The sequence below is a fragment of the Pseudomonas farsensis genome, from assembly GCF_014268805.2.
Lineage (GTDB): Bacteria > Pseudomonadota > Gammaproteobacteria > Pseudomonadales > Pseudomonadaceae > Aquipseudomonas > Aquipseudomonas farsensis.
The window spans coordinates 552857-575124 of the sequence record NZ_JABWRF020000001.1; the positions used below are offsets into that span (position 1 = coordinate 552857).

22 protein-coding genes are annotated in these 22268 nt (G+C 63.7%); 10 read left to right on the forward strand and 12 right to left on the reverse strand.

The genetic code is table 11. The annotated features are described in order from the left end of the window. Positions 1-132: 132 nt before the first annotated feature. The 3 genes from HU719_RS02465 to HU719_RS02475 are packed head-to-tail and all read right to left on the reverse strand — an operon-like array spanning position 133 to position 2561. A complete protein-coding gene (locus HU719_RS02465; RefSeq protein ID WP_186535706.1) occupies positions 133-825 on the reverse strand; it encodes a pseudouridine synthase in 693 nt (230 codons plus the stop codon). 31 nt (positions 826-856) lie between these two features. Further along, positions 857-1078 carry a cysteine-rich CWC family protein gene (locus HU719_RS02470; protein WP_186520910.1) on the reverse strand — a complete coding sequence of 74 codons (222 nt, stop codon included), beginning with the start codon at positions 1076-1078 and terminating at the stop codon, positions 857-859. Next, positions 1071-2561 (reverse strand): sensor domain-containing diguanylate cyclase, encoded by a 1491-nt coding sequence (locus HU719_RS02475; RefSeq protein WP_186535707.1) that lies wholly within the window; start codon positions 2559-2561, stop codon positions 1071-1073. Before HU719_RS02475 ends, HU719_RS02470 begins: the two co-directional genes overlap by 8 nt. A 211-nt stretch (positions 2562-2772) precedes the next feature. Here HU719_RS02475 and HU719_RS02480 point away from each other — a divergent pair, with 211 nt between their 5' ends. Continuing rightward, positions 2773-3252: a hypothetical protein gene (locus HU719_RS02480; protein ID WP_186535708.1), complete on the forward strand. Its 480-nt coding sequence runs from the start codon at positions 2773-2775 to the stop codon at positions 3250-3252. A gap of 27 nt (positions 3253-3279) precedes the next feature. Here HU719_RS02480 and dspII read toward each other — a convergent pair whose 3' ends face one another. Next, the gene (dspII, locus tag HU719_RS02485; protein WP_186535709.1) at positions 3280-4386 is read right to left on the reverse strand and encodes an enoyl-CoA hydratase/isomerase DspII; all 1107 of its coding nucleotides are present in this window, start codon (positions 4384-4386) and stop codon (positions 3280-3282) included. 128 nt (positions 4387-4514) lie between these two features. Here dspII and ung point away from each other — a divergent pair, with 128 nt between their 5' ends. Further along, positions 4515-5213, forward strand: a complete 699-nt coding sequence (ung, locus tag HU719_RS02490; protein ID WP_186520906.1) for a uracil-DNA glycosylase — start codon at positions 4515-4517, stop codon at positions 5211-5213. Between the two features lie 287 nt (positions 5214-5500). On the opposite strand, the gene HU719_RS02495 is transcribed toward ung, so the two are convergent. The 5 genes from HU719_RS02495 to HU719_RS02515 form a co-directional block, all read right to left on the reverse strand. Then, positions 5501-6535, reverse strand: a complete 1035-nt coding sequence (locus HU719_RS02495; protein WP_186535710.1) for an AbrB family transcriptional regulator — start codon at positions 6533-6535, stop codon at positions 5501-5503. Next, entirely contained in the window at positions 6528-8042 is a 1515-nt protein-coding gene (locus tag HU719_RS02500; protein ID WP_186520904.1) for a tripartite tricarboxylate transporter permease, read from the reverse strand. Before HU719_RS02500 ends, HU719_RS02495 begins: the two co-directional genes overlap by 8 nt. 3 nt (positions 8043-8045) lie before the next feature. Beyond that, on the reverse strand, positions 8046-8504 hold the full coding sequence (locus tag HU719_RS02505) for a tripartite tricarboxylate transporter TctB family protein (RefSeq protein ID WP_186535711.1): 459 nt from the start codon (positions 8502-8504) through the stop codon (positions 8046-8048). A 96-nt stretch (positions 8505-8600) separates the two neighbouring features. Further along, positions 8601-9581, reverse strand: coding sequence for a Bug family tripartite tricarboxylate transporter substrate binding protein (locus HU719_RS02510; protein ID WP_186520902.1), 981 nt, complete (start codon positions 9579-9581; stop codon positions 8601-8603). Positions 9582-9613: 32 nt separating this feature from the next. Next, on the reverse strand, positions 9614-10903 hold the full coding sequence (locus tag HU719_RS02515) for an OprD family porin (RefSeq protein WP_186535712.1): 1290 nt from the start codon (positions 10901-10903) through the stop codon (positions 9614-9616). Positions 10904-11103: 200 nt separating this feature from the next. Between HU719_RS02515 and HU719_RS02520 the strand changes: the two genes are divergently transcribed. Then, complete coding sequence (locus HU719_RS02520) at positions 11104-11775, forward strand: response regulator (RefSeq protein ID WP_186535714.1); 672 nt, start codon at positions 11104-11106, stop codon at positions 11773-11775. Further along, a complete protein-coding gene (locus HU719_RS02525) occupies positions 11768-13147 on the forward strand; it encodes a sensor histidine kinase (RefSeq protein ID WP_186535715.1) in 1380 nt (459 codons plus the stop codon). The genes HU719_RS02520 and HU719_RS02525 overlap by 8 nt, the downstream gene beginning before the upstream one ends. A 30-nt stretch (positions 13148-13177) precedes the next feature. Here HU719_RS02525 and HU719_RS02530 read toward each other — a convergent pair whose 3' ends face one another. Both HU719_RS02530 and ygfZ read right to left on the reverse strand, forming a co-directional pair. Beyond that, positions 13178-13984, reverse strand: a complete 807-nt coding sequence (locus tag HU719_RS02530) for an HDOD domain-containing protein (RefSeq protein ID WP_186520898.1) — start codon at positions 13982-13984, stop codon at positions 13178-13180. A 55-nt stretch (positions 13985-14039) separates the two neighbouring features. Continuing rightward, on the reverse strand, positions 14040-14981 hold the full coding sequence (gene ygfZ / locus HU719_RS02535) for a CAF17-like 4Fe-4S cluster assembly/insertion protein YgfZ (RefSeq protein WP_186535716.1): 942 nt from the start codon (positions 14979-14981) through the stop codon (positions 14040-14042). 133 nt (positions 14982-15114) lie between these two features. Between ygfZ and HU719_RS02540 the strand changes: the two genes are divergently transcribed. Then, positions 15115-15369, forward strand: coding sequence for an FAD assembly factor SdhE (locus HU719_RS02540; protein WP_186535717.1), 255 nt, complete (start codon positions 15115-15117; stop codon positions 15367-15369). Beyond that, positions 15353-15811 carry a protein YgfX gene (locus tag HU719_RS02545; RefSeq protein ID WP_186520895.1) on the forward strand — a complete coding sequence of 153 codons (459 nt, stop codon included), beginning with the start codon at positions 15353-15355 and terminating at the stop codon, positions 15809-15811. The genes HU719_RS02540 and HU719_RS02545 overlap by 17 nt, the downstream gene beginning before the upstream one ends. Before the next feature lie 376 nt (positions 15812-16187). Here the strand turns inward: HU719_RS02545 and nadB are convergent, their stop codons facing one another. Beyond that, positions 16188-17792, reverse strand: coding sequence for an L-aspartate oxidase (gene nadB, locus HU719_RS02550; RefSeq protein ID WP_186520734.1), 1605 nt, complete (start codon positions 17790-17792; stop codon positions 16188-16190). A 437-nt stretch (positions 17793-18229) separates the two neighbouring features. On the opposite strand from nadB, the gene rpoE reads away from it, so the two are divergent. The 4 genes from rpoE (at position 18230) to HU719_RS02570 (ending at position 22011) form a co-directional block, all read left to right on the forward strand. Further along, positions 18230-18811, forward strand: a complete 582-nt coding sequence (gene rpoE, locus HU719_RS02555; protein WP_008094990.1) for an RNA polymerase sigma factor RpoE/AlgU — start codon at positions 18230-18232, stop codon at positions 18809-18811. A gap of 31 nt (positions 18812-18842) precedes the next feature. After that, a complete protein-coding gene (locus tag HU719_RS02560) occupies positions 18843-19433 on the forward strand; it encodes an RseA family anti-sigma factor (RefSeq protein ID WP_186535718.1) in 591 nt (196 codons plus the stop codon). A 12-nt stretch (positions 19434-19445) separates the two neighbouring features. Next, positions 19446-20411 (forward strand): MucB/RseB C-terminal domain-containing protein, encoded by a 966-nt coding sequence (locus tag HU719_RS02565; protein ID WP_186535719.1) that lies wholly within the window; start codon positions 19446-19448, stop codon positions 20409-20411. Positions 20412-20610: 199 nt separating this feature from the next. Then, complete coding sequence (locus HU719_RS02570; RefSeq protein ID WP_437179653.1) at positions 20611-22011, forward strand: DegQ family serine endoprotease; 1401 nt, start codon at positions 20611-20613, stop codon at positions 22009-22011. Positions 22012-22268 lie beyond the last annotated feature (257 nt).

The following is a 22268-nucleotide window of genomic DNA, read 5'->3' on the forward strand; positions in this document are numbered from 1 at the left end:
TGGGGGGCGGCTCGCGCAAGGGGCTTCAGGGGGAATTTTTATCCCTGACCGCCGGGCGGTCGTGTAGTGCATGCGAAGGGAGGGCTACCCAATCGTTTGCGTGGCAGGCCTCGCCCATTGGGCTACAGAAAGTCAGATCGCCGCGATTTCATCGGGCCGCAAATCCCGGTATTGCCCTGGCAGCAGCCCGGCGTCGAGCTCGATAGGCCCCATGCGTTCGCGGTGCAGCGCGATGACCTTGTTCTGAAAGTGCCCGAACATGCGTTTGACCTGATGGTAGCGCCCCTCGACGATTGCCAGGCGCGCCTCGTGCGGGCCGAGGATGTCCAGCTGGGCGGGCTGTGTGGTGAGGTCCTCGAAGGCAAAATAGAACCCTTGAAGAAATTTCTCGACGTAATGCGCGCCGATTTCGTCCTCGGTGTGCACCCGGTAGATTTTCGCAAGCTTGGTGCGCGGCTGGGTAAGGCGCCGCGACCACTGACCGTCGTTGGTCAACAGCATCAGCCCGGTGGTGTTGTAGTCCAGCCGCCCGGCAATGTGCAACTCGTCGCGCAGTTCGGCCGGCAGCAGGTCGAGCACGGTGGGGTGCACCGGGTCGCGGGTCGCGCTGACGCAGCCGGCCGGCTTGTGCAGCATCAGGTAACGCGCCGCTCGGCCCGCTTGCAGCACGTGTTCATCGACCTCTACCCGGCTGAACTCACGCACTTCGTGCAGTGGGTCGGCGGTGACCACGCCATCGACGCGCACACGCCGTTGCACCAGCAGCAGGCGCACTTGCTGGCGGTTGTAGGCGGGCAGGTTGGTGAGAAAACGGTCGAGGCGCATGGGCTGCAGGTCGCTGGAATCGGCGCGCAGTTTACCGAACTGCAGGCGGGGGCGCTGCCTTGAGCTGCTCGTCCACCGCAGCGCACTGCGGGCACAGGCAGGCTTTGTTGCGCAGATGTGCAGGCAGGGCCTCGATAATGGCCGGGTCGATGGTCACTGCGAAGCACCAGCAGCCGCGGGTGGCAGTACCTGGGTCGGCCAGGCCGCACTGGTTGCGCGCGCCGCAGGCGGGGCAGGCCGTTTTGTCAGTCATGCAGGGTTCCGGGTGTTTCGCTGCAGACGCGGTTGCGCCCACCTTGCTTGGCACGATACAGCGCATGGTCGGCGCGGGTCAGCAGGCTGTGCAGCGTGTCGTCGGGTTGCAGGCCGGACAGGCCGATGCTCACGGTCAGGCGTAGCGGTTTGTCGGCGTAGCTGAAAATCAGCTGTTCGGTGCGCCGGCGAATTTTTTCGGCGACCTCGATGGCCTGGCGGCCTTCGGCTTCGCGCAGCAGCACGATGAATTCTTCACCGCCCCAGCGGCACAGGATGTCGGACTGGCGCAGGCTGCTTTGCAGCACGTTGGCGAACTGGCGTAGCACTTCATCGCCGGCCAGGTGGCCGTGGGTGTCGTTGAGCACCTTGAAATGGTCCAGGTCGATCAGCAGCGCGACCAGTGGTGCATTGTCGCGCTGGGCCTCGGTCAGTGCCTGGGCGGCCAGCAGGTCGAAACTTCGGCGGTTGGGCAGGCCGGTGAGGCTGTCCAGGGTGGCCAGCGCGGCAGTGTTGTCCTGATGGCGCTTGACCATGGCGTTGAGCAACGACAGCACCACCAAGGTGATCATCGCGCAGATGGCCAGGTTCAGGTACAGCGACTGGCGGATGCGGTCGAGGGCATCGCTCTCGCGCTTGTCGACCAGCAGGTACCAGTCCAGCTCCGGCAACTGGCGCACATTCAGGAAGTGGCTGTGGCCGTCGCTGTCGGTGTACTCGTGGCTGCCGGCGGTCGGTGTCGGCATGCGCGCCAGCAGCTCTTGCCACTCGGCGCTGTCGGCCAGTTGCTGGCCCGCGCGCAGGCCGTGCAGGCTGCCCTCGGAGCCGGTCAGCACCACTTTGCCTTGGGCATCGGTGAACAGGATCGAGCGCTGGAAGCGCCGCTCGTAATCGTCGATCAGCTTGACCACCGAGGCGACGCTCAGGCCTACACCGACCGCGCCGATGAAGCGCTGTTGGTAGTCGAGCACGCGGTGGTTGATGAACACCGTCAGGCTGTCATGGTTGGCCATGTCCAGGTCGACGTTGGTCTGGTAAGGCTCGGGCGAGGCGCGCAGGCGAAAGTACCAGGCATCGCGCCAGGCGTCGGGCTTGACCTGCTTGAGTACGCCCTTGGCCTGGTAATAGGTCAGGGTGCGATCAGAGACGAAAAAGCTGGTCCAGGTGCCTTGGCTGGCCATGACTTCGTTCAGGTAGCGGGTCATGCGCTCGGGGTTGTGTTCGCCTGCCAGCACCCAGTCACGCATAAAGGTGTCCTGGGCCATCATGGCCGAGATCTGTACCGGGCGGACCAGGTCCTTCTGGATTTCCGAATAGACCGTGTCAGAGGTCAGCGGCAGTTCGGTATTGATGATGCCGTCGCGAATCGCCCCGCGCGAGGCGTAGTAGCTCAGCAGCGAGGTAGCCAGAAACCCGCAGCCGAGCAATAGCAGCAGCGTCAGGAACAGCGAGCGGTGCGAAAACAGCGCGGAAGGCGAAGGCATGATCGTCCTGTGATATGTGCCGGTGGCCACATTCTAGAGAGGTGGCCAGTAAATAACTGCATGTTTTTCAAGGTCGGAGCAGCTGTTTCAAATTGTTGCCGAAATGGCACTGAATCCTGGCAGCGATGTCCTACCAGGTGTCGACGATCGCCTTGTCTCGACGCCCGTCAGCGCCGCTGATGCGGGCACCTCAGCGGTCCGGGAGGCCGCCATGTCCCCACGAATCCTTATCATCGTCCTGCTTGCTCTGTTAGCCACCGGCTGCGCGCCCTATTACGAGAGCGACAGCTATTACGGTAGCAACTATTACAGCAGTGAACGCTATGCGACTCCGGGCTATTACCGCCAGGAGCGTTACTACGTAACGCCGCAGCCGCGCTATTACTATCAACCGGCCCCGCGTTACTACAGCGCGCCGCCTGCGCCGCATTACCGCCCAGGCCCGCCTCCGGGTAGGCCGCCGCAGTGGCAGGGCAACCCACGGCATGACTACGGCAACCGCCAGCGCTATGACCATGGCCGCGACCGTGATCGGCAGGATTACCGTAGCCATCAGGGTGAACGGCGCGACTACCGTCAAGGCCCGCGCCCGACTCAGAGCGACCGCTGGCACTCCAACGGCCAAGGCAACCGCGACCGTGATCGTCGCCCCGACGGCGGGCGGGGTGGGGACCGTAACTGGCAGCGCTGAGCCGCTGCCCGTTAACGGTTGCGACCTTCATGCAAGGTCCGCCAGCGGATGGCGGCCCTCCCACGCCTTGGCAAAATGCGCCTGCACCACAGCCGTTGGCACTTGCGCCACATCCGGCCAGTGCCAGTGTGGCGTGTCGTCCTTGTCGAGCAGGCGCGCCCGTACCCCTTCGCTGAATTCGGGGTGACGGCAGCAGTTCAGGCTCAGGGTGTATTCCATCTGGAACACTTGCGCCAATGACAGGTGCCGCGCCCGCTCAAGCTGCGCCCACACCAGATGCGCGGTCAGCGGGCAGCCTTCGCGCAGTTGCTTGCCGGCGGCGGCCAGCACGGGGTCGGCATGCCGGGCCAGGCCGCACAAGGCGCGCCATGCCGATACCGGGTCGGCCACATCCAGCACGTCGTCGATCAACGTGCGCCGTGCCAGCCACTGGCCTTCGGGCAGTTGTGCCCAGGCGCGGTGCTGTTCGGCCTTGAGCAGGCTGTTGAGCTGCAAGGCGGTCTGCTCTTGCCAGTTGAGCTGCAACAACTCCTCGATCAGTGCTTGTTGCTGGTGCTCACCCAGGAAACGGTCGGCCAGGCCCAGGTCCAGTGCATCGCGGGCGTTGATCGGCGCGCCGGTCAGGGCCAGAAACAACCCGAGCTTGCCCGGCAGGCGGGACAGGAACCAACTGGCGCCGACATCCGGATACAGGCCAATGCTGACCTCGGGCATTGCCAGGCGGCTGCTGGGTGTGACGATGCGCACCGCCGAGCCTTGCAGCAAGCCCATGCCGCCGCCCAGCACATGGCCATGGCCCCAGCACAGCAGCGGCTTGGGGTAGGTGTGCAACAGATGGTCAAGGCGGTATTCGCTGGCGAAGAAGCTTGCGGCCAGCGGCGGCACGCTGCCTGGCTGCTCGCGGCAGGCCTGCGCCAGCGCGCGGACATCACCGCCTGCGCAGAACGCCTTGGGGCCATTGCCGCGCAGCATCACGCACACCACGCCAGGGTCGCGCGCCCAACTGCGCAAACGCTCATCGAGCTGCTCGATCATTGGCAACGTCAGGGCATTGAGTGTCAGGGCGGCATCGAGCGTGGCGATGCCGATACGGGCGCCATCGGCGCCGGTGAGTACCCCGCATTGGATGGACATGGACTACCTCGCGCAAGTCGTCCCACCAGTATGGCCTGCGCTTGCGAAGCTGCTGGTCGTCGGTCGGCTGGATTGACAAGCCGGTGCAGCTTTCCTAGTGTCGCGCCATTGTGCTTTTGGACTGCCCCATGACCGACGATGATCGCATCAAGCTCGAACCTAGCTGGAAAGCTGCCCTGCGCGAGGAATTCGACAAACCCTACATGCACCAACTACGCGAGTTCCTGCGTGCCGAGCACGCTGCCGGCAAGGAGATCTACCCACCGGGGCCGATGATCTTCAATGCCTTGAACTCGACGCCGCTGGGCCAGGTAAAAGTGGTGATCCTGGGCCAGGACCCGTATCACGGCCCAGGCCAGGCCCACGGCCTGTGCTTCTCGGTGCAACCGGGCGTTGCCACGCCGCCTTCGCTGGTGAACATCTATAAAGAGCTGCAGCGCGACCTCAATCTGCCGATTGCCAGCCATGGTTATCTGCAAAGCTGGGCGGAGCAGGGCGTGTTGCTGCTCAATACCACCATGACCGTTGAACGGGCCAACGCCGCTTCCCATGCGAAGAAGGGCTGGGAGTCGTTTACCGACCGGGTTATCGAGGTGGTCAGTGAGCAATGCCCGAACGTGGTGTTTCTGTTGTGGGGCGCCCACGCCCAGAGCAAGCAGAAACTGATCGACGCCAGCAAGCACCTGGTGCTGAAGTCGGTGCACCCCTCGCCGCTGTCGGCGTACCGCGGGTTCTTTGGTTGCGGGCATTTCAGCCGCGCCAACGGCTTCCTCGAGCAGCGCGGTATGGCGCCCATCAACTGGGCGCTGCCGCCGCTGGCGCAGTGAACCGGGGTTTCGAGCCAGCCTGCACGGGCCCTATCGCAGGCTGTCGCCAGCTCCCACAAAGACCGCGCACAGCCACAATAGCGAGGCCTGACCCGGTTTCTGTGGGAGATTCTATGGTTTCGGGCAAGTCGCTTTTGATTGTGTAGGAGCGGCCTTGTGTCGCGAAAGGGCTGACCGCGTAGACGGCATCGATATGGGATGGGCGAGCTTTGTGGGAGCTGGCGACAGCCTGCGATGGGGCCAGGACAGGGGGCTGAGCCAGGCGCCGTTAATGCGCCTGGCGGTAGTTATTGAGTGGCGCCTCGGTTCCAGCGCCTGAACAACGGCTCTGCCAAAAACAGCACCAACAGCAAGCGCAGCACTTGCAACGCTGTCACCAGCGGCACCGACAGTTGCAAGGTTTCGGCAGTCAGGCTCATTTCGGCAATGCCGCCTGGCATCATGCCCAGCGTCAACGAGCGCAGGTCCAGTTCGGTCAGCAGGCTCAGCACCCAGGCAGCGCCTGCGGCAATCAGCATGCACAGCAAGGTGGCCAGCAGCGTACGGCCGAGAAACGACGGTGCCCGGCGGAAGAACGCGCGGTTGAAGTGGCAGGCCAGGCCGCTGCCAATCAGCCATTGGCCAACCTGGCTGGCGCCGTCGGGCAGGCCAATTTGCAGGTTGCCGGCTAGGCTGATTGTGGCCGCTACCAGCAGTGGGCCGAACAGCCATGGGTTGGGCTGGCGCAGGCGTTGCCAGAGCAGCGCCATCAGTACCCCCAGCGGTGCCACCAGTGCCAGCCAGCCCCAACTGACGCTGCCGGCGTTGTGCAATGGCACGCCATCCCCAAGCAGCAGCTTGAACAGTGCCGGTACGCACAACACCACCGCCAGTACGCGCAGGCTCTGCGCCGCAGCCACCTGGCTGAGCACCGCGCCATTGCGCGCGCCAAGGTTGACCATTTCGCCCGAACCACCCGGCATGCTGGCAAAGAACGCGGTTGCGCGGTCTTCGCCGGTGCGCCTGAGTATCCACACGCTGATCACGCTGGAGACTGTGGTGAACAGCGCGCCAAACACGATGAGCATGAAATGATCGGCCACCTGCTCGATCACCGCCGGGGTGAAGTGCAGGCCAATGCCGATACCAATGATCCACTGCCCGCACTTGCGCCCGTTGGGGATTTCACTGAGCTGCCACGGGGTCAGGCAACGCACCAGGATGATCGCCAGCAACGAGCCGACCATCCACGGCAAAGGCCAGCCGACCTTGCTGGCGGCAAAACCGCCAGCAAGACCGACCAGCCCGGTAGCCCAGTACAGCGGCAACCTGCGCTCAGGCATCCGCCATCGCCCGGCGTTGCAGGGCACGGCGGCGCCAGATGCGCAGCAGCGGCAGGGTCAGCATGCACGCAGTCAGTACCCAGACCGACAGGCTGATCGGGCTCGACCAGAGGATGCCCAGCTCGCCGTTGGAGATCGACAGCGCACGGCGCAGGTTCTGCTCCATCAGGCCGCCAAGGATGAACCCCAGCAGGATCGGCGACAGCGGGAAGTCCAGCTTGCGCAGGATGTAGCCCATGATGCCGATGCCGACCATCAGGAACAGGTCGAAGGTGGTGGCATGCACGGCATAAACGCCGATTGCGGTGATGATTGCGATCACCGGCACGAGCGCCCAGTTCGGCACGGCAAGAATGCGGGTGAAGATGCGGATCATCGGGATGTTCAGGATCACCAGCATGATGTTGGCGATGAACAGCGAGGCGATCAGGCCCCAGACGATATCGGGCTGTTGTTCGAACAGCAGCGGGCCTGGGGTGATGTTGTACAGCGTCAGCGCGCCGATCATCACGGCAGTGGTGCCCGACCCCGGTACGCCCAAGGTCAGCATCGGCACCAGGGCGCCGCAGCAGGAGGCGCCGATGGCGGTTTCCGGTGCCGCCAGGCCACGGGCGTCACCCTTGCCGAACTTGCCGGAGGCGCCAGCGATGCGCTTTTCGGTCATGTAGGCAACGGCACTGGCCAGGGTCGCGCCGGCGCCGGGCAGTACACCCATGATGAAACCCAGCAGGCCGCATCGGATGTTGACCGTGAATACCGAAGCCGCCTCTTTCAAGTTGAACAGCATGCGCCCGGTGGCCTTGACCGCCTGGTGGCCATGGTGGGTCTTTTCCAGCAGCAGGAGGATTTCGCTGATGGAGAACAGGCCCAGCACCAACACCACGAACTGGATACCGTCGGCCAGGTGCACGCTGTCACCGGTAAAGCGGTACACGCCGCTGTTGGCGTCGATGCCGACCGCCGACAGGAACAGGCCGATCAGCGCCGCAATGAAGGTTTTGAGGGGTTTGTCGCCGGCCATGCCGCCCAGGCAGACAATCGCGAACACCATCAGCACGAAGTATTCCGCGGGGCCGAAGGCAATCGCCCATTTGGCCAGCAGCGGGGCGAACAGCACCATGCCGCAGGTGGCGATGAAGGCGCCGATGAACGAGCTCCACGCCGACAGCGACAGGGCAACGCCGGCCAGGCCTTGGCGGGCCATCGGGTAGCCGTCCAGGGTGGTCATCACGGTGGAGGCTTCGCCAGGGATGTTCAGCAGGATCGAGCTGATGCGCCCGCCGTATTCGCAGCCCAGGTACACCGCAGCCAGCAGGATCAGCGCCGACTCAGGCGGCAGCCCAAGGGCGAAAGCGATAGGGATCAGCAATGCAACGCCGTTGATCGGACCAAGGCCCGGCAGCAGGCCGACTACGGTGCCGATCAGGGTACCGCACAGGGCGGTGACCAGGTTGTAGGGGCTCAGGGCAACGCCGAAGCCCTGGCCCAGGTAGCTCATGGTATCCATGTGTCAGTTCTCCAGTACGCTCAGCAGGCCAAGGGGCAGGGGCACGTCCATCACGCGGTCGAACAGCCAGTAGAGGAAGATGCTCATTGCCACCACCACGATGGCGCTGTGCAGCCAACGGCCGCCGTACAGGCGTGCCATCGGCAGGCCAATGAGGATCGCGCTGACGATGAAGCCCAGCGATTCGAAGGTGGCGGCGAACACGATCAACAGGCCAACGCAGGCGGCGATCTTGATCAGGGTCGGGCGGTCGAGCGCCGGCTCGTCGTCCTTGTGCACGATCGGCGTGGGACGGAACACCAGGTACAGCAAGCCCAGGCCCATCAGACCGAGCATCAGCAACGGGTAGGCGCGCGGGCCTACCGGTTCATAGGAAAACGCGGCCTGGTAAGGCCAGGCCATCACGGCCAGGGCGATGCACACGGCCAGCAGCACGAGGGCAAAGATGCGTTGCAGGATCATTGGAGAAATCCTCATGGTCGAAGGCGGACCCTGTGGGAGCGGGCTTGCCCCGCGATTGCGATATCGCGCGGCAAGCCCGCTCCCACAGGGCGATGATCACTGAATCAGCTGGAACTCTTTGGCCAGGGTCTTGTAATCAGCAACCTGCTTCTTCACATAGGTGTCGAGTTCTTCACCGGTCATGGCGAACGGGAACAGCTCGCGCTGGTCACGCAGCTTGGCGAACTCTTCGGAGGCCAGCATCTTGTCGAACGATTCTTTCCACCAGGCGTAGTCTTCGTCGCTGACTTTTGGCCCCAGGTAGAAACCGCGTACCACGGGCCAGACGATGTCGTAGCCCTGCTCCTTGGCGGTCGGGATGTCCTTCATCTCTGGCTCATCCAGGCGTTTTTCGGAGAACACCGCCAGAATGCGCATGTTGCCGCTCTGGATGTGTGGCATGGAGTCGGAGATGTCGGTCGAACCCACCTGAATGTGCCCGCCCAGCAGGGCAGTGGCGATTTCGCCGCCGCCTTCGAGCGCCACGTAGCGCAGGTCGCGTGGGTTGATGCCGGCTGCCTTGGCGATGAGCGCGGTCTGCATCCAGTCCTGGCTGCCGACGGTGCCGCCGGAGCCGATCACCACTTTGCTCGGGTCTTTTTTCAGCGCCGCGACCAGATCGTCGAGGGTCTTGTAGGGCGAATCGCTTTTCACGGCGATGGCGCCATAGCTGGTACCCACGGCCGCCAGCCATTTCACTGCGTTCTCGTCAAAACGGCCGAACTTGCCCTGGGCCAGGTTGAGCAGCGAGCCGCTCGACCAGGCCACCAAAGTGCCGGCATCGCCCGGGCGCTGGGCGACCACGGCGTTGTAGGCCACTGCGCCGACGCCGCCGGGCATGTAGGTCACACGCATGGGCTTGCTGAGGATCTTCTCCTGCACCAGGGCGCTTTGCACCAGTTTGCAGGTCAGGTCGAAGCCGCCGCCAGGCGAGGCCGGGGCGATGCATTCAGGGCGTTTCGGCTCGGCGGCCAGCGCGTTGCCTGCCAGTAGCAGGCAGCCAGTGGCCAGAACCAGACGGCGCAGTGAAAAAGTCATAGGTCAGTCTCCGTGAGCATTGTTGTTATGGGTTACCACAGGGCCAGGCTGTAGCTCACCAGCAGCCGGACTTCGTCGGCATCGCGGGTGAAGTTGGAACGGAAGGTGGCATTGCGCAGGCGCACGGCGACGTTTTTCAGCGGGCCGGTTTGTACCACGTACTTCAGTTCCGTGTTGCGTTCCCACTCCTTGCCTTCACCGCCCGCCGCACGGCTGACGTTGTCGCCGTTGATGTAACGGGTCATGAAGGTCAGGCCGGGCACACCGAGCGCTGCGAAGTTGTAGTCGTAGCGCGCTTGCCAGGAGCGCTCGTCGGCCCCGGCGAAGTCGTTGATCTGGACGAAGTTGACCAGGTACGGGTCGGCGCCATCGACGTAGGGGAAGGCGCTGTCGCCGCTCAGTTGCTGCCAGCCGGCGCTGAGCTTGTGCCCGCCCAGGCCGTAGCTGAACATGCTGCTGAAGGTGGTGTTGTCGATGCGCCCGGCCTTGGCTTGGCCGGCTTCATCGCTGACCGCCAGGCGCAGGTCGGCGCCGAAGGCGCCCGGGCCCCAGGGTTGGGTGGCGACCAGGCCGATGAAGTGCTGGCGGTAGATGTCTTCGAGTTGAGCGAAGTGGTAGCTGGTGGTGATGCGGTCGGTGAGCTTGTAGTCGAGGCCGGCCACGTTCAGGTGATCGGAGGTGAACGTGCCGCCAAAACGGCCGTTCTTGTTGTTCAGCGCCAGCTCTTCCCAATTGGTGTCATTGCGGTCCTTGGCTCTGTCCAGGCGCCCGCCGGTGAAGGTCAGGTTCTTGATCTCCTGCGAGGTGAGCAGGCCACCTTCGAATGTCTGCGGCAGGATGCGCCCGTCGTTGGGCTGCAAGGTGGGCAGTTCGGGGATCAGGGTGCCGATCTTCAGTTCGGTCTTGGAGATCTTCACCTTGCCGGTCAGGCCGAGCTTGGCGTATTCGTCAGCAGCCTTGCCATCATCGTGGGTGGGCAGCAGGCCAGTGCCCGTGCGGTCGGGGCTGGAATCGAGCTTGACCCCGAGCATGCCCAGCGCGTCCAGGCCAAAGCCTACGGTGCCGTCGGTGTAGCCAGACTCGAAGTTGAGCATGAACCCCTGGGCCCATTCGTCGCGCTTTGACTGCTGCGCGCTGGTGCCATCGCGAAAATCGCGATTGAAGTACATGTTGCGGGTTTCGAAGGTGGCCGAGCTGTCTTCGAAGAAGCCGGCCTGGCTAAGCGGCGCGACACCGGCAAGGGCGACGGCGCAGGCAACTGCTGAGGGGCGTGCGGGGAGCGAACGGCTAGGCGCGAACGCCTGAGGCTGCAATGACAGCATCGGGATGACTCCGTTTTATTGTTCTTATTCGTTGCACCTTGCTGGTGCTTTTTTCGGCGCGTGGAGCGACCGTGGTGCGATGCTATGGCCTGAACCTTTCGCTAACCTTTCAACCAGAAAGGTTTGTTACAAGGGGCTTCACAGCCTCGATGACAGCGGTACACTCCGCGCCATTGCCCCACCCGAGCAGGGAGAATCCGATGCGTGTGTTGCTGGTCGAAGACCATTTGCAACTGGCCGAAAGCGTCGCCCAGGCCCTGAAAAGCCAGGGCTTGACCGTCGATGTGCTGCACGACGGCGTAGCGGCCGACCTGGCACTTGCCAGCGAGGACTACGCCGTGGCGGTGCTCGATGTCGGCCTGCCGCGGATGGACGGTTTCGAGGTGCTGGCGCGCCTGCGTGGGCGCGGCAAGACCCTGCCGGTGCTGATGCTGACCGCACGCAGCGACGTCAAGGACCGCGTTCATGGCCTGAACCTGGGCGCTGACGACTACCTGGCCAAGCCGTTCGAGCTGACCGAGCTTGAGGCGCGGGTCAAGGCTTTGCTGCGCCGCAGTGTGCTCGGAGGGGAGCGCCAGCAGCGCTGCGGGCCGCTGATCTACGACCTTGATACCCGGCGTTTCAGCCTGGAAGGGCAGCCACTGACCCTGACCCAGCGCGAACAAAGCGTGCTCGAAGCACTGATTGCCCGCCCAGGCCGGGTGATGAGCAAGGAGCAGTTGGCCGCCCAAGTGTTCGGCCTGGACGAGGAAGCCAGCCCCGACGCCATCGAAATCTACATCCACCGGCTGCGTAAAAAACTCGATGGCCACCCGATTGCCATCGTCACCTTCCGCGGCCTGGGCTACCTGCTTGAACACCGCGATGCGTGACAACGGCAGCTTGCGTGGGCGCCTGCTCGGCAACCTGGCGCTGTTGCTGGTGGTGTTGATGCTGGCAAGCGGCCTTAGCGCCTACTGGAACGGCCGCGAAGCCGCCGACACGGCCTACGACCGCACCTTGCTGGCTTCGGCGCGGACCATCGCCGCCGGCCTTTCGCAGCGTGACGGCACCCTCAGCGCCGATGTGCCTTACGTGGCCTTGGATACCTTCGCCTACGATAGCGCAGGGCGTATCTACTACCAGGTGCTGGACATCAACCAGAAGCTGATTTCCGGGTACGAGCACTTGCCGCCCCCGCCGCCCGACACCCCGCGCACCGATGACTACCCGGCGCTGGCGCGGTTCTACAACGCCACGTATCTGGGCCAGGACGTGCGCGTGGTCAGCCTGCTCAAGGCGGTCAGCGAGCCGAACATGAATGGCATGGCAGAAATTCGCGTGGCCGAAACCGAGGAGGCGCGGGTGCGCATGGCGCGCAGCCTGATGGCCGATACACTGCTGCGCCTTGGCATGCTGGCGCTGGGGGCGCTGGTGCTGGTGTGGTTTGCCGTCAGCGCCGCGCTGCGCCCGCTGGAACGCCTGCGCCGCGCTGTGGAGGAACGCCAGCCCGACGACCTGCGCGCCTTGCCGCTGGTGCAGGTGCAGCGCGAGCTGGGGCCGTTGGTGCGCGGGCTCAACCATTTCACCGAACGCTTGCGCGGACAGTTCGAACGCCAGGCGCAGTTCATCGCCGATGCCGCCCACGAATTGCGCACGCCATTGGCGGCGCTCAAGGCCCGGGTAGAGCTGGGGCTGCGCTCAAAGGAACCCGACGAATGGCACAAGACGCTTGAGTCCGCAGCCCAGGGCACCGACCGCCTGACGCACCTGGCCAACCAGTTGCTGTCGCTGGCGCGGGTCGAGAACGGCGCGCGAGCCATTGCCGAAGGCGGGGCTCAGCGGCTGGACTTGAGCCAGCTGGCCCGCGAGCTGGGCATGGCCATGGCGCCGCTGGCCCACGCCCGTGGGGTTTCCCTGGCGCTTGAAGCCCAAGCACCGGTGTGGCTCAAGGGCGAGCCGACCCTGCTTAACGAATTGCTCAGCAACTTGGTGGATAACGCCTTGGCCCACACCCCGGTCGGCGGCAATGTGATTTTGCGGGTGCTGACGCCGGCGGTGCTGGAGGTCGAAGACGACGGCCCCGGCATTCCCGAAGGCGAGCGCGAGCGGGTGTTCGAGCGCTTCTACCGGCGCAGCGCCCAGGGCAGCGGTTTGGGCCTGGCCATCGTTGGCGAGATCTGCCGCGCACACCTGGCGCAGATCAGCCTGCATGATGGCGAGCGCGGCGGTTTGAAGGTGAGAGTCAGCTTTATCGCTGATTAGCCCTAGGCTAGACCCTGGTCGGGCGCCGCTTCAGCGCAGCATGGTGCGGGCGTCGAGCAGTTCGTTGATATCCAGCTCGGTACCGAACGGCAGGCCCAGGTGACGATAGGCGGGCAGGGCTGCCAACGGTCGGCTGCGGCCGCGCTGGCTGATGCAGCGGGCAATCTGCACCACATCGATGTAGTCCACCTGGCTGGTTTGCCGGTCGAGGTCCTGGACCTGGCCTGGCAGCTTGACCAGTTGCTCGGGGAATTCCCAGGCGCTGAGGATCTTGTCGCCCAGCACTGGCTGAATCTGTTCGATCACATAGTGCAGGCAGACCGGGTCTGAGAGCAGCTCGTTGTGCTCCTGGGCGTAAATAAGCACCGGCAGGGCGCCGATCTGATGCACCAACCCGCCAAGGGTGGCCTGGTCGGGTTTGAGCTGGGTGTAGCGCCGGCACACTTCGTAGCTGATGCCGGCAACTTCCATGCTGTTTACCCAAATATCGCGCAGCTTGTGCTCGACTGCCGGCGCGCGGGCATGGAAGATCTGCTCGATCACCAAGCCAATGGCGAGGTTACAGCTGTAGTTGATGCCCAGCCGGGTGATGGCAGTGTGCAGGTCGGTGACTTCGGCGGCTGCACGCAGCAACGGGCTGTTCACCACCTTGATCAGGCGCGCCGACAGGGCCGCGTCACGGCCGATCACCTTGCTCAGGTCCAGGACGCTGATTTCGCTGTCCTCGGCTGCCTCGCGGATGCTCAAGGCGACCTCCGGCAGGGTCGGCAGGACCAGGTCATCGTTGTCGATGGCTGCCAGCAGTTGTGCTTGAACCGTCTCGGCCAGCTTGTTCATGAACTTCTCTACCGCAAAGGTGGTACGGCCCCGCAAACGCGGCGGGGCAGGCTGGTCAGCGCTGGATTTCCCGGTCGCGGTCCAGTTCGTAAGGCAGGTCGAGCAGGGTCAGGCGCGGGCCTTCCAGGCTACCCAGGTGCAGGTTGTCATCGGCCACTGCATCGGCGCTGAGCACGGCCAGCAGTTCGACATTGCTGCCGGTATCTGCGCCGAACACCACTTCGCCGACCGAAGAGCCATGGGGCGGCGAGAAAATGCCGGTGCCTGGCTGCGGCACGTCAGCGCCATCCAGGGCCAGGCGGTATTGGCGCCGTTTGAGCTTGCCCAGGTACTGCATGCGCGCAACGATTTCCTGGCCGGTATAACAGCCTTTCTTGAAACTGACGCCATCGACGGCCTGCAGGTTGATCATCTGCGGGATGAACAGCTCGCGGGTCGGGCCCATTACCTGGCCGATACCGGCCCGGACCTGGCCCAGCAGCCAATCGTTGAGCGAACCTTGCGCAAGCGTCGCGGCCAGCACCTGCGCGGTGCTGTCTGCCTGCGCAGCTGCAACCCACAGCTCGCAACGGCCACTGCTGACGCGCACGGCGATCAACCCGTCGCCGCGGGCGGTGGCCCCGGCGTGGTCTGCCGGTGCTACGCCGAGCGCCTGCAGGGCAGCGTCACCTTGCTGTACGCCAAAGCGCACCCAGGCAGCGCTTTCGTCGCTGAGGGTGGCCTTGGAGAACACGGCGTACTTCTTCAGGTCGGCCAGTTGCGCCTCAATCAGCTCAGAGGCCATGGCCAGCAGGTAGCCATCGCCCTGCGGCAGGATGCGGAAGCTGGACTGCATGCGCCCTTTGACCATGCAGCGGGCGCCAAGGCTCGCGTGCTCGTCGCTGAGGTAGTTGATGTTGCAGGTAAGCTGGCCTTGCAGGAACTTGCCGGCATCGGAGCCGCGGACAGCGAGAACGCCCTCGTGGGTGAGCGTGCAGAAAAAAGCGGAATCGGCCATGGGTCATCGCGGTAACTGGAGACTGGCGGCCATCATAGAACGCCAGTAACAAAATAGGTAGGTGACTAGACCAACGCCCGGTGTCGCCGTGTTCGCTGCGCGGTATACTGCGCGCCCATTCGAGGAGGGCCCCATGGTCGAACAAACTGAAATCAACCGGCTTTTCTGGCACAGCCGCCGCGGCATGCTGGAGCTCGACGTGCTGCTGGTACCTTTCACCCAGGAAGTTTATTCGACCCTGAGCGAAGCTGACCGCGAGCTGTACGTTCGCCTGCTGGCCTGCGAAGACCAGGACATGTTTGGCTGGTTCATGGGGCGTAGCGAATCCGAAGACCCTGAGCTGCAGCGCATGGTCCGCATCATCCTGGACCGTGTCCAGCCCAAGTAATGCCTTCGAGTGCCGCTGGCAGGGCTCACGGCTGCTGCTCGCGGCCTATTTCGCAGCCTTGCTGGCCGCCTGCGCAACCCTTCTGCTGATCGCCGTGCCGGGCTGGCTTCGTCTGCTGCTGCTTACTGGCTGCCTGGCCCACGCCTGTTGGGTCATACCCCGTCGCATCTTGCTTGGCCATGCCAGCGCGATCACCGGGCTGCGCCGTGATCCGCGGGGTTGGCAGTTGTTCAGCCGCGCGCAGGGCTGGCAACCGGTGAGGCTGTGCCGTGACAGCATGGCGCTGCCCGGGCTGGTGGTGTTGCGCTTCGTGCCCCAAGGGCGATGGTTGCCGCGTAGCCAGTGTATTGCCCGCGACGCGCTCGACCCCGAACAGCACCGCAGGCTCAGGGTCAGGCTGAAATTCAGCCGGCGCCGGTGGGCTGCAGCGGTGGGGCGATAAGCCAAGCCGTGTTCATGGGGTTGGAGTCTGCGTAACCCAGTGCCGGCCTCATCGCAGGCTGTCGCCAGCTCCCACAGTGACCGTGTCCGGTATCACTCTCGCGGCTGGGCGCGGTGACTGTGGGAGATTCTATGGTTTCGGGCAAGTCGCTTTTGATTGTGTAGGAGCGGCCTTGTGTCGCGAAGGGCTGCGAAGCAGCCCCAGGATCTGTGCAGCCACCAGAATCGCTGGGGCTGCTCCGCAGCCCTTCGCGACACAAGGCCGCTCCTACACTGACCGCGTAGACGGCACCGATACGGGATGGGCGAGCTCTGTGAGAGCTGGCGACAGCCTGCGATGAGGCCAGTGCAGGCATGCACGGCCTCAGGCCAACGCCTCAGCGCGGGCTTAGTATGGTATCCATCGCCTCGGGCAGCATCGCCGGGTAATCCAGGGTGTAATGCAGGCCACGGCTTTCCTTGCGTTGCATGGCCGAGCGAATCATCAGTTCGGCCACCTGCGCCAGGTTGCGCAGCTCGATCAGGTCGCGGCTGACCTTGTAGTTACTGTAGAACTCGTCGATCTCGTCCAGCAGCAGGCGCACCCGGTGTTCGGCCCGCTGCAGGCGCTTGCTGGTGCGCACGATACCGACGTAGTCCCACATGAAGCGCCGCAGTTCGTCCCAGTTGTGAGCGATGATCACATCTTCGTCGGAGTCGGTGACCTGGCTTGCGTCCCAGCAGGGCAGGGCAGTGGGCATGCCTACCTCGCCCAGCATCGCCTCGATGTCCGCAGCCGCCGCACGGCCATAGACGAAGCATTCAAGCAGTGAGTTGCTGGCCATGCGGTTGGCGCCGTGCAGCCCGGTGAAGCTGGTCTCGCCGATGGCGTACAGGCCTGGCACGTCGGTATGGCCGCGCTCGTCGACCATCACCCCGCCGCAGGTGTAGTGGGCAGCGGGCACTACCGGGATCGGCTGGCGGGTAATGTCGATGCCGAACGTCAGGCAGCGCTCGTAGACGGTGGGGAAGTGGGCCTTGATGAACTCGGCGGGCTTGTGGCTGATATCCAGGTATACGCAGTCCACGCCCAGGCGTTTCATTTCATGGTCGATGGCGCGGGCGACGATGTCGCGTGGGGCCAGCTCTTCGCGCGGGTCGAAGCGCGGCATGAAGCGCTCGCCGTTGGGCAGGCGCAGCAGGGCGCCTTCGCCACGCAGTGCTTCGGTCACCAGAAAACTCTTGGCCTGCGGGTGGTACAGGCAGGTCGGGTGGAACTGGTTGAACTCAAGGTTGGCCACCCTGCAGCCGGCGCGCCATGCCATGGCGATACCGTCGCCGCAAGCGCCGTCGGGGTTGCTGGTATAGAGGTACACCTTGGCCGCGCCGCCGGTGGCCAGCACCGTGAAGCGCGCGCCGAAGGTGTCGACTTCACCGGTGTTGCGGTCCAGCACGTAGGCCCCCAGGCAACGTTCACCATCAAGCCCCAGGCGCCGCTCGGTGATCAGGTCGACGGCTACGCGCTGTTCCAGCAATTCGATGTTGGGCCGGCGCCGCGCCTGCTCCAGCAGGGTCTTGAAGATTGCCGCCCCGGTGGCATCGGCGGCGTGGATGATGCGCCGATGGCTGTGGCCGCCTTCGCGGGTCAGGTGAAATTCGAAACCACCGTCCTCCACGCCATGCTGCTCGTCGCGGGTAAACGGCACGCCTTGCTCGATCAGCCACTCGATGGCTTCGCGGCTGTGCTCCACGGTAAAACGCACCGCGTCTTCATGGCACAAGCCGCCGCCGGCATTGAGCGTGTCTTCGACATGCGACTGCACGGTATCGGTGTTGTCCAGTACAGCGGCCACGCCGCCCTGGGCCCAGAACGTCGAGCCGTTGGCCAGGTCGCCCTTGCTCAGCACGGCAATACGCAGGTGGCCAGGAAGGTTCAGGGCAAGGCTCAGGCCCGCCGCGCCACTGCCGATCACCAGGACATCATGTTGGAATTGTTGGCTCATGTCGGGGCACTAGTAATCTTGAGGGGGGGCACGGCACAATAGTCGAGCGTAGATGGCAATGTGAAACTATCGTGAAATCGCCCAGGGACGCCTTTATAGCAGCCCTGAGTGGCAGATTTCCATTGGCGCTTGCGAGCTGCCGGTGATCTTCTTGGGAACTTTCCGACGCCCGTGGAAATCCTATGAAGGCTGCCCGTACGCCACATATTGTCGCGGCGACGCAGGGCGGCAGCTCTATCTTGGGCTGGCACCTGTGTAACGAAACCTGATTATTGACGCAGCCGGCAGTGATCGCGCTGCGACTTTCGTGCGAGCCGACCAAGGGCCGCAGGAAACTTGCTTGGAGGGGGAGAACTTTTGCGTAAAGCCCGAGTCTATGGTTGCAAGCCTGAACGATGGCAAGCGCAACGCTCCTTCGAGCTTACTGAGGAGTGTTCATGCTAACCCAGGAAGAGGATCAGCAGCTTGTCGAGCGCGTGCAGCGCGGCGACAGGCGAGCGTTCGATCTGTTGGTGCTGAAGTATCAGCACAAGATTCTCGGGTTGATCGTGCGTTTCGTACACGACACCCATGAGGCGCAGGACGTGGCGCAGGAAGCCTTTATCAAGGCATACCGGGCGCTCGGCAATTTCCGCGGTGACAGTGCGTTTTACACGTGGCTGTACCGCATCGCCATTAACACGGCGAAGAACTATCTGGTGTCCCGCGGTAGAAGGCCGCCAGACAGTGATGTGAGCTCCGAGGATGCGGAGTTTTACGACGGCGATCATGGCCTCAAGGATCTCGAGTCCCCAGAGCGCTCGTTGTTGCGGGATGAAATCGAAGGCACTGTCCATCGCACCATCCAGCAACTCCCGGAAGATTTGCGTACGGCCCTGACGCTGCGTGAGTTCGATGGTCTGAGTTACGAAGACATTGCCAGTGTCATGCAATGTCCGGTGGGCACCGTGCGCTCTCGAATTTTCCGCGCTCGGGAGGCCATTGACAAAGCCCTGCAACCGTTGTTGCAGGACACCTGAGACAGCGGCGACAGCCAAGAGAGGAACCGCCATGAGTCGTGAAGCTTTGCAGGAATCGCTGTCCGCAGTAATGGACAACCAAGCGGACGAACTGGAACTGCGCCGGGTGCTGAGTGCAGCCGACGATTCCGAAACCCGTGCCACCTGGGCGCGCTACCAGGTAGCCCGTGCAGCGATGCACAAGGAACTGCTGCTGCCCAAGCTGGATATCGCGGCGGCCGTGTCGGCTGCACTGGCTGATGAAGCCGTGCCGACCAAGGTCAAGCGAGGCCCATGGCGTAGCCTCGGCCGTCTGGCTGTTGCGGCATCGGTAACCGTTGCGGTGCTGGCAGGCGTGCGCTTGTACAACCAGGATGAAATCACCGGTGCCGAGCTTGCTGCTCAGCAGCCCGTGCAGCAAGGCGTGACCGTGCCTCAGGCACAGGGGCCGGCAGTGCTGGCCGGCTACAGCGAAAGCGCCGACCAGGCAACTGGCCCGATGGCCAACGGTGTACTGCAGAACCAGGCCGGCTGGGATCAGCGTCTGCCAGGTTACCTGCGCCAGCACGCTCAGGAATCTGCGCTCAAAGGCACCGAAACCGCACTGCCTTACGCCCGCGCTGCCAGCCTGGAAAACCGTTAAGTAAGGAAGATCATGCGCGCGCTACCTCTCCTGTCGCTGCTGCTGGCCAGCAGCTTCACGGTGCAGGCCTTGGCCGCCAACTCATCGCCTGAGGCGACTGAGTGGCTGAACAAGCTGGCCCGGGCCGAACAAGCGCAGAGCTACCAGGGTTCGTTCGTCTATGAACGCAATGGTAGCTTCTCGAGCCACGATATCTGGCACCGCGTCCAGAACGGCAAAATCAGCGAGCGGTTGTTGCAGCTCGATGGCAAAGCCCAGGAAATCGTGCGTGTCGATGGCAAGGTACAGTGCGTCAGTGGTGCGTTGGTGAGTGGCGTGGGTGCCCCTGCCGACACCACGCTGCGAGTGCTTGATCCTCTGAAACTCATCAGCTGGTACGACCTGAGCGTTGCGGGCAAGTCCCGCGTCGCCGGTCGTGATGCGGTGATCGTGACCCTCACGCCCCGTGACCAGCATCGCTACGCGTTCGAATTGCACCTGGACCGCAAGACCGGTCTGCCCCTGCGCTCGTTGATGCTCAACGACAAAGGGCAACTGCTTGAGCGCTTCCAGATGACCCGTCTCGATACCGACGACGCCCTCAGCGACAGCGACCTTGCCGGCAGTGATGCCTGCAAAGCGGTCGAGCCGGTCGCTACAACTACTGCTCAAGCCGTCGCCGGCTGGCGTTCGGACTGGCTTCCGCCAGGTTTCGAGCTGATCAACAGTGCTGTGCGCCGCGACCCTGCACGCAAGAGCACGGTCAGCAGCCTCATGTACGACGATGGCCTTGCCCGCTTCTCGGTGTTCCTTGAGCCCGTGCCGGAAGGCGCAGGCACCGATACTCGCGCCCAGTTAGGCCCCACCGTTGCAGTTTCACGCCACTTGACTACGCCTTCTGGCAAAGTGATGGTCACTGTGGTCGGCGAAATTCCATTGGGCACGGCCGAGCGCGTGGCGCTGTCGATCCGTGCACAAGATGCCCAGGCGCGCCAATGACGGTGGGCTTCCTGACAGCTCTTGTTACACACAGCTGACATGAAATTAACCCATTGTCATTTGCAATCCAGCCATAAATTTTCTATAGGTCAGGCTTCTTGAAGTCTGGCCTTTCCTGCGTTCGCAGGGGACTTTTGCCAACTACGCTCGTTGTGACGGGAGCCGTATGTCAATACCACGCTTGAAACCCTACCTATCGATGTTTGCCGCTGTGCTGATGCTGGGCCAGGTGCTCACCGCGCAGGCCGAGGAATCATTGCCGGACTTCACCACTCTGGTCGAGCAAGCCTCGCCGGCGGTGGTGAACATCAGTACCAAGCAGAAACTGCCGGACCGGCGCGTCGCTGCCGGGCAGATGCCTGACCTCGAAGGCCTGCCGCCGATGTTCCGCGAGTTCTTCGAGCGCAACATGCCGCAGCAACCCCGTTCGCCCCGTGGCGACCGTCAGCGTGAGGCGCAGTCGCTGGGTTCGGGCTTCATCATTTCCAGCGACGGCTACGTGTTGACCAACAACCACGTGGTCGCCGACGCCGACGAGATCATCGTCCGCCTGTCCGACCGCAGCGAGCTGCAAGCCAAGCTGGTCGGTACCGACCCGCGTACCGACGTGGCCTTGCTCAAGGTCGAAGGCAAGAACCTGCCGATCGTCAAGCTGGGCGACTCCGAGAAACTCAAAGTCGGTGAATGGGTGCTGGCCATTGGCTCGCCGTTCGGCTTCGACCATTCGGTGACCAAAGGTATCGTCAGTGCCAAGGGCCGTACGCTGCCCAACGACACCTATGTGCCGTTCATTCAGACCGACGTCGCCATCAACCCCGGTAACTCCGGTGGCCCGCTGTTCAACATGAAAGGCGAAGTGGTGGGTATCAACTCGCAGATCTTCACCCGTTCCGGCGGCTTCATGGGCCTGTCGTTCGCCATCCCGATCGACGTCGCCATCGATGTCTCCAACCAGCTGAAGAAAGACGGCAAGGTCAGCCGCGGCTGGCTGGGTGTGGTCATTCAGGAGGTCAACAAGGACCTCGCCGAGTCGTTCGGCCTGGAAAAACCCGCCGGTGCGCTGGTGGCGCAGGTGCTTGAAGACGGCCCGGCCGCCAAGGGTGGCTTGCAGGTCGGTGACGTGATCCTGAGCATGAACGGCCAGCCGATCGTCATGTCCGCTGACCTGCCGCACCTGGTGGGTAGCCTCAAGGATGGCGCCAAGGCCAAGCTGGACATCATCCGCAATGGCAAGCGCCAGACCCTGGATGTGACCATTGGCGCCTTGCCCGATGACGACGCCGACATCACCAGCGGCGCTCAAGGCAGCACCGAGCGCAGCAGCAACCGCCTGGGTGTTGCGGTCGCCGACCTTACCGCCGAGCAGAAGAAGGCCCTTGAGCTCAAAGGCGGCGTAGTCATCAAGGAAGTCCAGGACGGCCCGGCGGCGCTGATCGGCCTGCGCCCGGGTGATGTCATCAGCCACCTGAACAACCAGGCCATCGCTTCGGCCAAGGAGTTCACCGAGATTGCCAAGGAGCTGCCGAAGAACCGTTCGGTATCGATGCGCGTGCTGCGTCAAGGCCGTGCAAGCTTCATCACGTTCAAGCTCGCTGAATAAGCTGAGAGTGATGTAGGAAAAGGGCAGCTTCGGCTGCCCTTTTGCCGTAAGAACGGGCGCTCAACACCCCGCGTGAGAGCGGGCCTGCCCCGCGATAGGGCCCTGCCAGGCAATATCGTGCCTTGTAGCGCCCCATCGTAGGGCGCGCGCCGCTGCCACAGGGTTTGTATACAGGCCGACAGAGGAATCTCCCATATCCTTCCGGCTTGAGGTACAATTCCCGGCTATTTTTCGGCGGGCGTCCGGCTCGCAGCCTT